We start from the raw sequence: 13,741 nt of genomic DNA, 5'->3' as shown, positions 1-13,741 counted from the left end.
ACCTCATGACACTTCCAGTTAGAAAATCCCTACATGATGCGGTTTTACAGGCTTCAAAAGCTGATACTTGGGAACAAGCTACCAAGGAATGGAATGAAGTTTCCTTGATTTTTAACGGTATCGGCCGTAGCAATTGTGTCTGTGGAAATGCCATCAAGTACGCTTACGAACTCTTTAACGGCGTCACAGGTCAACGCCTCTTTCCGATTGGTAGCGACTGTGTTCGTCATTTTCATCGATTGACCCTTGACCAGCAACTGGAAGAGGAAGAAAAACTGCTCAGAAAGGTTGAAAATCTGACCAGAAAAGCCCAGAAAAAGGAGAAAATCAAGGTCAATAAAAGTGACTTTGACGAGCGTCTTCTAAAGTGGCTCTGGGAAAAAGGTGTTTTTAAACCCAATCGTGGTAATCAGTTCTCACCTGAGAGAGACTACCAGCTCTTCCTAGAAGTCTTTCAAGGAGGAAGTTGGACCAAGGCAGAGCCAAAGAAAAAGGCTCGGATGGAAGAAGTCCTTGAAAAATGCATCAAACCCTTTTTACTTGGCAAATCAGATGACCAACTCTACCTTGTCAAGCTAGGCAAGGAGAAAATTGACTACGAACAAGAACTCCGTATCCAGGCAGAGAAAGAGCGCAGGAAGAGGGATAAAATCGCCAAACAATATGCAGACAATCTAGTTCTAGCCATGGGCCCAGCGGAACGTGCCTATCAAGATTACTTTGGCTTTACAGAGACCCTAACTCAAGAAGAACGCAAGTGGGAGAAAATTCTTTTTGGTAAAAATCGGACAGAACGGGCTATCAAGGCCAAACAATACCAAAAAGAGTTGGAAAAAGACCAACGAATTGCCAGTCAGGATCCAATTGAAAGAAAACAGAAGCAGACCTGGCTCCTCAATTCCTATTTTCGTGAGCTTCCTGAAGAAAAAGCCAGATTTGCTCGACTCTTATTAGAATATCGAAAAAGTGGAGAAGTTCCCTTTTCAACTGAATATCTGTCAGATCATCTGCTCGACTTTTTCTATAAAATGAAAGCTTTTGAGTTTGAAATCGCACCAGAACAAGTCCGAGATTTTCTAAAAGAAAGTCTCCAGTCAGAACATCTATCCTCAGCACAAGAAAGCTGGATAGAAGGAATTCTCCTCAACTGCCTCAAACCATTTTTAGAACGATTAGTGATATAAGTAACACCTACCGTGGAAATTCCATGGTAGGTTACATTTTATCCAAAAAGAGAAAATAGGAAATGGCAAACCCTGCTCCTTCGTATTTTATATATAAAACAAAGTATGAAAACGTAACGCAATTTTAAGACTTTTTGGTAAATTAAGAGTATAATTAAAGTGTGGTGCCTTTTTTATAGATAATACACTAATATATTAAAGGCCTTCGTAACATAAATATAAATTTTATTTCAAGGAGGAATCATGGAAAAGTATTTTGGTGAAAAACAGCAGCGTTTTTCATTTAGAAAATTATCAGTAGGACTTGTATCTGCTACGATTTCAAGTTTGTTTTTTATGTCTGTATTAGGTAGTTCATCTGTAGAGGCTCAAGAGACTAAAGGTGTTCACTATAAATATGTGACAGAGTCAGAGCTATCATCAGATGAAAAGAAGCAACTTGTCTATGATATTCCGACATACACGGAGAATGATGATGAGACTTATTATCTTGTTTATAAATTAAATTCCCAAAATCAATTGGGAGAATTGCCAAATACTGGAAGCAAGAATGAGATGCAAGCCCTAGTTACTGGTGCTAGCTTAGCTGCTCTGGGAATTTTAATTTTTGCCGTTTCTAAGAAAAAAGTTAAGAATAAAACGGCATTACATTTAGTATTGGTTGCAGGAATAGGAAACGGTGTTCTTGTATCCGCTCATGCTTTAGAAAATAATCTTTTGCTAAATTACAATACGGACTATGAATTGACTTCTGGAGAAAAATTGCCTCTTCCTAAAGACATTTCAGGTTACACATATATTGGATATATCAAAGAGGGAAAAACGACTTCTGAGTCTAAAGTAAATAATCAAGAGAAATCCGTAGCCACTCCTACAAAACAACAAAAGGTGGAATATAGTGTTACACCGAATTTTGTAGAGAATCCATCAACAGTACAAGCTATTCAGGAACAAACACCTGTTTCTTCAACTAAGCCGACAGAAGTTCAAGTAGTTGAAAAACCTCTTTCTACAGAATTAACGAATCCAAGAAAAGAAGAGAAACAATCTTCAGATTCTCAAGCACAGTTGGCAGAACACAAGAATCTAGAGACGAAGAAAGACGAGAAAGTTTCTCCAAAAGAAAAGACTGGGGTAAATACATTAAATCCACAGGATGAAGTTCTATCAGGTCAGTTGAATAAACCTGAACTCTTATATCGTGACGAAACTATAGAAACAAAAATAGATTTTCAAGAAGAAATTCAAGAAAATCCTGATTTAGCCGAAGGAACTGTAAGAGTCAAACAAGAAGGTAAATTAGGTAAGAAAGTTGAAATCATAAGAATATTCTCTGTAAACAAGGAAGAAGTTTCTCGAGAAATTGTTTCAACTTCAACGACTGCGCCTGTTACAAGAATAGTCGAAAAAGGTACTAAAAAAGCTCAAGTTATAAAGGAACAACCTGAGACTGATGCAGAACATAAGGAAGTACAGTCTGGAGCTATTGTTGAACCCGCAATTCAGCCTGAACTACCAGCAGCTGTAGTAACCGACAAAGGTGAGCCTGCAGTCCAGCCAGCGTTACCCGAAGCTGTAGTAAGTGACAAAGGCGTACCTGCAATTCAACCAGCTTTACCGGAAGCAGTTGTAAGCGATAAAGACAAACCAGCAATTCAGCCAGAGTTACCAGAAGCTTTAGTCACGGGAAAAGGCGAACCTGCAATTCAACCAGCTTTACCAGAAGCGGTAGTAGGTGATAAAGGTGAATCTGAACAGGTAGCCCCACTTCCAGAATACACAGGAGTACAAGCTGGAGCGTTAGTAGAACCAGAAAAAGTAGAAGCGCCAAGAGAATATACAGGGATACAAGCTGGAGCAATAGTCGAGCCAGAGCAGGTAACACCGCTACCTGAATACACAGGAGTACAGGCTGGAGCAATAGCAGAGCCTGAGAAAGTGGAAGCTCCGAGAGAATATACGGGTATACAAGCTGGAGCGTTAGTAGAGCCGGAGAAAGTAGAGCCAACTAGAGAGTATTCTGGAAGTATTGAACAACCAAGTACAGAAGAGACTAAACCAAATAATGAAAATACTAATACACCAGAAGAAATGAGTATTCAGAAAAAATCTAGTGCGTTAATTAATATGACCTTTATTACAGATTCGACGAAGGGAACTGGAGTGGGATCAGCTACTTTTATTGCACCAAATGTACTTTTAACAGTAGCTCATAATTTCATTAATAATTCTTCTGATAATACTACAGGTAAATTCATAGGGGATGAAACCAAAAATACATATGAATGGGTAACTCCCGATGGGCGAAAAGGAAGATTTACTGCTAAGGATATTCATTTTTATAATCAAAAAGATTATCCAAAAGGATTTATCTATGATTTAGCAGTGGTTAAGCTACCTGAAACAACTGGCAGAGAACATGTAGAATTAGTTAAAAATTATACTAAAGTAAATCTTAATGACAAACTAAATGTTCATGGATATCCAGGTGGGGAATATACGCACTTAAAAGATGCTACAGTAGAAATGGAGCAAAAATATGCGAATAATACCTACGGTGTTCAATATCAAGGTGGAAAACCTGGTATGAGTGGTGGAGGAATATTTAATGCTAATGGTGAAGTTATTGGTGTCCACCAAAATGGTGCTAAGAACCGTTCAGGAGGATTAATATTATCTCCAACACAATTAGACTGGATTAGAAGTATTATAAATGGTAAAGAAATTACTCCGACATATGATGCACTAGAACGTCATAAAGATGAGAAAAAAGACGATGTTAAAGAAGAAGACGTTAATAAGAAATTAGAGCTTAGAAATATATCTTCTGTAGAACTATATTCAAAAGAAGGTGATAAGTATCGTCATGTAACTTCATTAGATTCTGCACCAAATGACCCACAAAATTACTTCATGAAAGTTAAATCAGAGAACTTTAAAGATGTGATGCTACCAGTTACAAGCATTACTAATGCTAATAAAGATAATAGAGATGTTTATAAAATAGTAGCAAGTGCAAATAATCTGATACATCATGAAAATAATAATGTATTAGAAAATTATACTTACTATTTACCAAAAACTCAGCAAAGTGAAACTGGTGTCTATACATCATTTAAAAATTTAGTAGATGCAATGAATAGCAATCCTAATGGTACATTCCGTTTAGGAGCAACTATGGATGCTCGTGAAGTCGAACTTCCAGATGGTCAAGAAAGTTATGTGAAAAATGAATTCCACGGTACACTAATAGGTCAAAATAGTAATAAGTATTACGCTATTTATAATTTGAAAAAACCATTATTTGGGGGATTAAATGGTGCTACAGTAGAAAACCTTTCACTAAAAGATGCTAATATTTCTGCAAAAGATGATACTGCAACACTTGCAAAAGAAGCGAATAGCAATACCCATATTGATAATGTTCATGCTGCTGGAGCAATAGCTGGTGAACGTGGAATAGGAGGATTAGTATCACAAGTTAATAATTCTACTATTTCTAACAGTAGCTATACAGGTAGAATAACTAATACATATAAAACAGTAGCTAGTTATCAGATTGGAGGTTTAGTAGGTAAACTTTCAGGTTCGGGAGCATTAATAGATAAGTCGATTGCATCTATCGATATGGCGACGAATGCAACGCAAGGTGATCAGTCTATTGGCGGAATAGCTGGTGCAGTAATTGATAATGCTGTGATAAGCAGTAGTTATGCTGAAGGGAAACTAAATAATGTTAAACCTTTTGCTTATGTAGGTGGTGTAGTTGGAGACCTTTGGGATCCAGTGGATGGTTTAGAAAAATCTGGAAAACTATTAAATGTACTAAGTGATGTTGATATTACGAACGGTAATGCTATAACTGGTAAAGACTTTACTAGGATGAAAGCAACTTCTGTTTATAGCAACAAAAATAATAAGGTTGTGAACGTAGTACCAGAAGATGATGAAATCTTAACTAAGGATTCTGTTGTTCAAAGAGGAGAGGTATTAGAAGACGCACATATTAGAGAGAAAAAAGCTGCTTTTGCGACTAAGAATACTATTAAAACAGAAGACTTTAATTTATCTTCTAGATATGTAACTGACTATAGAAATCTTGAGAATGCTGATTCATCAAAAGAAAAAGTATATAAAAATATAGAAAAACTATTACCGTTCTATAATAGAGAAACAATAGTTAAGTACGGGAATTTAGTAGAGTCAAGTAGTAATCTTTATAATAAAGAATTATTATCAGTTGTTCCAATGAAAGATAATGAAGTAATTAGTGATATTAACAAATACAAATCAAGTATAAATAAACTATTACTATATTACGCGGACAATACATCAGAGACAAAAAATATAGAATATCAAAATGATTTTTCAAATGTAGCAGAGTATAGAATAGGCGGTACAAACTTAATTTATACACCGAATACATTACTTCGCAATTATAATAATATTTTAGATGAAGTATTACCAGCATTAAATAGTGTAGAATACAAATCAGACGCAATTAGAAAAGTATTAGATGTTTCTAAGGATGTTAGTTTAACGGAGTTATATTTAGAAGATCAATTCAATACTACTAAACATGATTTGAGAGACAGTTTAACAAAACTACTTACTGCAGATGCTGCAATAGTGGAAAATAACAATAAGACAATAGATAATTATGTAATCGAAAAAATTAAAAATAATAAGGAAGCTTTACTTCTAGGATTAACATACTTAGAGCGTTGGTACAATTTTAAATATGGTGATACAAAAGCGAAAGATTTAATCATGTACCACTTGGATTTCTTCGGTAAATCAAATAGTTCAGCGTTAGATAATGTTATCGAACTAGGTAAATCTGGATATAATAATTTACTAGCGAAAAATAATGTTATAACTTATAATGTTTTATTAGCGAAAAATTATAAAACTAATAATTTATTTGATGCATTAGAAAAATATAGACAAGCATTCGTGCCAGATAAAACCAATAACGAGTGGTTTAAAGAACAAACTAAAGCCTATATAGTAGAAGAAAAATCTACGATTAAAGAGGTAAGTGATAAACAATCAAAAGCAGGCACTCCGCAATCTATAGGGGTATATGATAGATTAACTAGCCCATCTTGGAAATACCCAAGTATGGTCTTGCCGCTATTAACATTACCTGAAAAATCGGTGTTTATTATAGCCAACATTTCGACTATAGGATTTGGTGCTTATGATAGATATAGAAGTAAAGAACATCCAGCAGGAAATAATTTAAATGACTATGTTGAGGCAAAAGCTAGAGAAGCGGCTGCTAGATTCAGAGATCACTATGATTACTGGTATAAAATACTAGATGATAAAAATAAAGAAAAATTATATAGAAGTGTTCTAGTCTATGATGCATTTAGATTTGGTACAGATGAAAAAGAAGATAAAGATACATACCAAGCAACTTTTGAAACTGATCATCCAGCAATAAAACACTTCTTCGGTCCAGCAGGAAATAATGTTGTTCATAATTCTAATGGAGCATATGCTACGGGGGATGCATTCTACTATATGGCATATCGTATGCTTGATAAAGATGGTGCGGTAACTTATACACACGAAATGACGCATAACTCAGATAGAGAAATTTATCTTGGAGGATATGGAAGAAGGAATGGACTTGGACCAGAGTTTTATGCTAAAGGATTGTTACAAGCTCCTGATCATCCATACGATCCTACTATTACGATTAACTCTATATTGAAGTATGAAGAAGCAGAAAATCCAACTAGACTTCAGGTAAAAGATCCTACAAAACGATTTAATAATGCAGAAGATTTGCAAAAATATATGCATAATATGTTTGATGTAATTTATATGCTAGAATATCTAGAAGGTAATGCAGTTGTTAAATTAGAGATTGATAAGAAAAACGAGTTATTGAGAAAAATAGAAAATAAATTTGAAACAGATCCAGATGGAAGTAAGGTTTATGCAACTAATGTTGTTCGTTACTTAACAGTTGAAGAGCTTAATAAGTTAAATTCATTTGATAGTCTAATTGAAAATGATGTTATTACTAGAAGAGGATACGAAAATGACAACGATAATACTTTTAAACGAAATGGATATTATACAATTAAACTATTTTCACCAATATACGCAGCTTTAAGTAATAATGAAGGAACACCGGGTGATTTAATGGGACGTCGTATGGCGTTTGAATTATTAGCTGCAAAAGGATTTAAAGATGGTATGGTACCATATATTTCAAATCAATTTGAACCCGATGCTAGGGAAAATAATAAAACGATTACCTCATATGGTAAGACCAAAGGATTAGTAACAGATACATTAGTACTTCAGAAATTATTTAATGGTCAATACCACACTTGGAGTGATTTTAAAAAGGCTATGTATGCAGAGCGTCAAACTAAGTTCAATAAATTGAACAAAGTTACCTTTAAGGATACAAGTAAATCGTGGACAAGCTTTGCAACAAAAACCACAAGTAGTATAGATGAGTTGCAGAAACTAATGAATGAAGCTGTCCGTAAAGATGCAGAAGGTACTCATTGGGATAACTATAATCCAGAGACTGATAGTGCAGTTCATAAATTGAAGAGAGCAATCTTTAAAGCTTATCTAGATCAAACTAATGATTTTAGAAGTTCAATTTTTGAGAATAAAAAATAGTGTTTACTATTAAAAAAATAAAATTAAAGAAGGTGATTACACTTGTCATTATTTAAAAAAGAGCGATTTTCGATCCGAAAAATCTGTGGGATTGTTGGTTCGGTGTTACTCGGAAGTGTCTTGGTTGCACCGTCAATCATTCATGCTTCTACCTATCATTACATTGAAAAAAGCGCTCTTACACAAGAAGAACAAACTAAGATTCAAGCAGGAATTCCTACTGATAATGAAGCAACCTATGCTCTTATTTATCAGCAGGAAGCTCTTCCTGCAACAGGTTCCTCGACTTCTGTGCTTACAGTTTTAGGTCTATTAGCTATTGGTAGTTTAGTTCTTTTGGTTCATAAAAAGAAAAAAGTTAGTAGTGTGTTCTTAGTTACTACTATCGGACTGATTAGTCTTTCTAGTATGCAAGCACTTGATATAAGCAATCCTTTGAAAGCTTCAAGTAATGAAGGTGTAGTTCAAATTGCTGGATATCGTTATATTGGATACTTACCTCTTGATGATGATGTAATCTCAGAAATTCAACATAAATCTGAGGGGACAAAAAATGTTCCAGTATCTGAAATTCAAAGTGTTCATAATGAAGCGCCTAAGGCTGAAAAACCTGAGTACACTGATCCTGTGGGTATGGTTCCTGACGAGGCGCCTAAGGCTGAAAATCCAGAACATACAGCACCAGTTGGTGGTAATCTGGTTGAGCCTGAAGTTCATGAAAAACCAGAATATACTGAACCGATAGGCACAGTTCCTGACGAGGCGCCTAAAGCAGATAAGCCTAAACATACAGCTCCAATTGGCGGTAATTTAGTTGAACCAGAAGTTTATAAAAAACCAGAGTATACAGCACCAGTTGATGGTAATTTGGTAGAACCTGAGGTTCAACCTGAATTGCCAGAGGCTGTTGTAATTGAAAAAGGCGAACCTGAAGTTCAGCCAGCATTACCAGAAGCTGTTGTGACTGACAAAGGCGAACCTGAAGTTCAGCCAGCGTTACCAGAAGCGGTTGTGACTGACAAAGGGGAACCAGAAGTTCAGCCAGCGTTACCAGAAGCGGTTGTGACTGACAAAGGGGAACCAGAAATTCAACCATCATTACCTGAAGCTGTTGTGACTGATAAAGGAGAACCAGAAGTTCAGCCAGCATTACCTGAAGCTATTGTAACTGATAAAGGGGAACCGGAAGTTCATGAAAAACCAGCATACACTGAACCGGTAGGCACAGTTCCAGACGATGCTCCTAATGCTGAGAAACCAGAATATACTGAACCTGTAGGTACAACAGGAGTAGATGAAAATGGCAACTTGATTGAGCCACCTGTTATCAACATTCCAGAGTATACTGAACCAATATCTACAGTTTCAGAAGTTGCACCAGAAAGAGAAGAATTGCCTTCTCTACATACCGATATCCGGACAGAGACTATTCCTAAAACGACTGTAGAAGAATCTGATTCTACCAAATTTATAGGCGATGATTCTATTAAACAAGTTGGTGAGGATGGCGAACGTCAAATTGTTACTAGCTATGAAGAGTTACATGGCAAAAAAATTAGTGAACCAGTTGAAACAGTAACTATTTTGAAAGAAATGAAGCCTGAAATTCTTGTAAAAGGTACAAAAGAAAAGCCTAAAGAAAAAACGGCTCCTGTTTTGACTTTGGAGCGAACAGATACAAATGTATTAGACCGCTCCGCAAATCTTTCTTATCATTTGGTTAATACAGATGGAGTCAAGATCAATAAAATTACTGCGACAATTAAAGATGGAAATGAAATTGTCAAAACAGTAGATTTAACTTCAGAGCAATTAGATAAGCAGGTAGAAGATTTAAAATTCTACAAGGACTATAAGATAGAAACCACTATGACCTATGACCGTGGTAAGGGAGAAGAAACTGCAACATTAGAAGAGAAACCACTTCGCTTGGATTTGAAAAAAGTTGAAATTAAAAATATCGCATCTACTAATTTAGTGAAGGTAAATGACGATGGTACTGAAACACCTAATGATTTCATGACTGAAAAACCTTCAGATGAAGATGTGAAGAAGATGTACTTGAAAATCACTAGTCGTGATAATAAAGTAACACGTTTAGCAGTTGATAAGATTGAGTTGGTGACTGAAAAAGAAAAAGAACTTTTTAAAATTACAGCAACTGCTCAAGATTTGATTCAACATACAGACCCAACTAAGGTTCGTAATCAGTATATTCACTACCTCGAAAAACCTGTACCAAAAACGGATAATGTTTACTACAACTTTAAAGAGTTGGTTGAGGCGATGAGAGCGGACATGAAAGGTACGTTTAAAATCGGTGCCGATTTGAATGCTACGAATGTTCCTGCTGCTGGTAAACAATATGTACCTGGGACATTCCAAGGTCATTTATCAAGTGTCGATGGTAAGCAATACACGATTCATAACATCGCTCGACCGTTATTTGATCGTGTTGAAAATGGTTCAATTAAAAACATTAATCTAGGTAATGTTGATGTCAATATGCCTTGGGCTGATAATGTAGCACCTCTTGCTAATATGGTTAAGAATGCTACTGTTGAAAAAGTTAAAGTTACAGGTTCTGTTGTTGGCAATAACAATGTTGCTGGTATTATTAACAAACTCGACAAAGGTGGTAAATTGAATGACGTTGCCTTCATTGGTAAAATACATTCATTCGGTGACAAAGGTTGGAAAGTAGCTGGTATTGTTGGTGAAATCTGGAAAGGTAACGTAGATAAAGCCTATGTTGAAGCCGATATTACAGGTAATAAAGCTAAAGCTGGTGGTATTGCAGCAACAACCGATAACGGCATGGATAACAACACTGTTGGTAAAGAAGGTTCAATTCGCCATTCTGTGGCAAAAGGTACGATTGATATTCAAAATCCTGTTGAAGTTGGTGGATTTATCAGTTCGAACTGGGTTCTAGGTTTACTAGAAGACAACGTTTCTATGATGAAAGTTACCAAAGGTGAAATCTTCTATGGTTCTAAGAACATTGACGAAGAAGACGGTTATTTTTCAGGAAATCGATTGAATAGAGATTTCGTTGTTGAAGGTGTAAGCACAGGTACTTCAAGCTTTAAACGTTCTAAGAACGTTAAGACTATTAAAACAGAAGAAGCGAATAAGAAAATTGAAGGATACGGTATTACGGCTAACACCTTTGAGATTAAAAATCCTGTTGTAAACAAATTGAATGTGTTGACTTCTCGTGAAAATGAGTATAAGACAACTCAAGACTACAAAACAGAACGTGATTTAGCATATCGTAACATTGAAAAGCTTCAACCGTTCTACAACAAAGAGTGGATTGTTAACCAAGGTAATAAACTAACTGAAGATTCAAACTTGTTGACAAAAGAAGTGTTATCAGTTACAGGAATGAAAGACGGACAATTTGTAACGGATTTATCAGATATTGATCATGTGATGATTCACTATGCAGATAAGACTAAAGAAATCAAAGCTGTTCATCAAAAAGAGTCTAAAGTAGCGCAAGTTCGTGAGTATAGTATCGATGGATTGGGTGACATTGTTTATACACCAAACATGGTTGATAAAAATCGTAATCAATTGATTCAAAACATTAAAGGTAGGTTAGCGACTGTTGAATTAATTTCTCCTGAAGTACGTGCCTTGATGGGTAATCGGGATAGAGCTGAAGAAAATACAGAGGAACGTAAAAACGGTTATATCCGAGACCTTTATCTCGAAGAAAGTTTTGCTGAAACGAAAGCTAATCTTGATAAATTGGTCAAATCTTTGATTGAAAATGCTGACCATCAATTAAATAGTGACGAAGCGGCTATGAAAGCACTTGTTAAGAAGGTGGATGAAAATAAAGCTAAAATCGTGATGGCTCTTACTTACCTTAATCGTTACTATGATATCAAGTATGGGGATATGACTATCAAGAACTTGATGATGTTTAAACCTGACTTCTATGGTAAGTCAGTTGACCTTCTTGATTTCTTGATTCGAATTGGATCAAGCGAGCGAAATATCAAGGGCGACAGAACTTTGGATGCTTATCGTGATATGATTGGTGGAACTATTGGTAAAGCTGAATTACATGGCTTCTTAGATTACAACATGCGTCTCTTTACTAACGATACTGATTTAAATGATTGGTTTATCCATGCGGCTAAGAATGTATATGTATCAGAACCTCAAACAACGAATCCTGATTTTGCTAACAAACGTCATCGTGCATTTGATGGTTTGAACAATGGTGTTCATAATCGTATGATCCTACCTCTATTAACGCTTAAGAATGCACATATGTTCTTGATTTCAACTTACAATACAATGGCTTATAGCTCTTTTGAGAAATATGGTAAGTATACAGAAGAAGCTAGAAACGAATTTAAGAAAGAGATTGATAATGTTGCGAAAGGTCAACAAACTTACCTTGATTTCTGGTCACGTTTAGCATTGCCAAGTGTACGTGACCAATTACTCAAGAGTCAAAATAGGGTTCCGACACCTGTTTGGGATAACCAAAACTATCATAACGTTGAAGGTGTAAATCGTATGGGTTATGATAAGAACAATAAACCAATTGCACCTATTCGTGAATTATATGGACCAACTTGGAAATTCCATAATACCAACTGGAATATGGGAGCTATGGCATCTATTTTCCCAGATCCTAATAATAATGACCAAGTTTATTTCATGGGAACAAATATGATTAGTCCGTTTGGTATTTCAGCCTTTACTCACGAAACAACACACGTTAATGATAGAATGCTTTACTTCGGTGGTCATAGACACCGTCAAGGTACAGACGTCGAAGCCTATGCGCAAGGTATGTTACAGACACCTGATAAATCGACAGGAAACGGTGAATATGGCGCTTTAGGTTTGAATATGGCTTATCATCGTGAAAATGATGGTAATCAATGGTACAATTATAACCCTGATAAGCTTCAAACTCGTGAAGATATTGATCGCTACATGAAGAACTACAATGAAGCGTTAATGATGTTGGATTATGTTGAAGCAGATGCTGTAATTCCAAAATTAAATGGTGATAATAGCAAGTGGTTCAAGAAAATTGACAGAGTCGATAGACATGTTGATGGCTTAAATAATTTAACTGCTCCACACCAATGGGATAAAGTTCGTGACCTAAATGACGGAGAGAAAACTAAACCATTGGCAAGTATTGATGATTTGGTTGATAATAATTTAATGACCAAACATAATAATCCAGGTAATGGTATATTCCGACCAGAGGACTTCACGCCTAATTCAGCATATGTTAATGTTCAAATGATGGCTGGTATTTATGGTGGTAATACAAGCAAAGGTGCTCCAGGTTCATTATCATTCAAGCATAATGCCTTCCGTATGTGGGGTTACTTTGGCTATGAAAATGGATTTATCGGATATGTATCTAGCAAATACCAAGGTGAAGCTAATAAACAAAACCAGGGTAGATTGGGTGATGATTTCATTATCAAAAAAGTTTCAAACAACCAATTCTTAAACCTTGAAGATTGGAAGAAACATTGGTATCATGATGTGAAAGCCAGAGCTGAAAAAGGATTTACAGAGATTACAATTGATGGACAAACCATTCACAATTATAACGAATTGAAAGCCTTATTCGACAAAGCTGTCACAGAAGACCTCAAGAAAGCTGGAAACTACTCAAATACTGAGAATTTGAAATCCAAAGTATTCAAAGCACTTCTTAAAAACACAGACGGTTTCTTTAATCAACTGTTTAAAAAAGACATTTAAATGTTTAAAATATAAAGGAGGCAGTTTTTTGCTCCCTATGAAAAGTCATCATTTGAGGCTCTTTGTCAACTGTAGTGGGTTGAATAAAAGGGCTCTTTGTCAACTGTAGTGGGTTGAATAAAAGCTAAAACCGAGAAAGG

At 35.7% G+C, this 13,741-nt stretch carries 3 protein-coding genes; all 3 read left to right on the top strand.

Translation table 11 applies throughout. From position 1 onward, the window contains the following. The first annotated feature begins 5 nt into the window (after positions 1-5). The 3 genes from QP439_RS01775 to QP439_RS01765 all read left to right on the top strand — a co-directional run bounded on the left by QP439_RS01775 (position 6) and on the right by QP439_RS01765 (position 13,601). The gene (locus QP439_RS01775; protein WP_285387323.1) at positions 6-1,184 is read left to right on the top strand and encodes a hypothetical protein; all 1,179 of its coding nucleotides are present in this window, start codon (positions 6-8) and stop codon (positions 1,182-1,184) included. Between the two features lie 243 nt (positions 1,185-1,427). After that, positions 1,428-7,841, top strand: a complete 6,414-nt coding sequence (zmpA, locus tag QP439_RS01770) for a zinc metalloprotease A (protein WP_285387321.1) — start codon at positions 1,428-1,430, stop codon at positions 7,839-7,841. Positions 7,842-7,883: 42 nt separating this feature from the next. Next, positions 7,884-13,601 (top strand): SIALI-17 repeat-containing surface protein, encoded by a 5,718-nt coding sequence (locus QP439_RS01765; RefSeq protein WP_285387320.1) that lies wholly within the window; start codon positions 7,884-7,886, stop codon positions 13,599-13,601. Positions 13,602-13,741: the final 140 nt, after the last annotated feature.

Origin of the sequence: Streptococcus sp. UMB1203 (assembly GCF_030217725.1) — a bacterium.
Lineage (GTDB): Bacteria > Bacillota > Bacilli > Lactobacillales > Streptococcaceae > Streptococcus.
The sequence above is the reverse complement of the archived record's forward strand: the minus strand, read 5'-3'. Positions and strand labels throughout refer to the sequence as shown.

Bases quoted from the DNA above. Each gene is read 5' to 3' on its own strand.
- zmpA (WP_285387321.1), top strand. From the start codon at position 1,428: ATGGAAAAGTATTTTGGTGAAAAACAGCAGCGTTTTTCATTTAGAAAA.
- QP439_RS01775 (WP_285387323.1), top strand. From the start codon at position 6: ATGACACTTCCAGTTAGAAAATCCCTACATGATGCGGTTTTACAGGCT.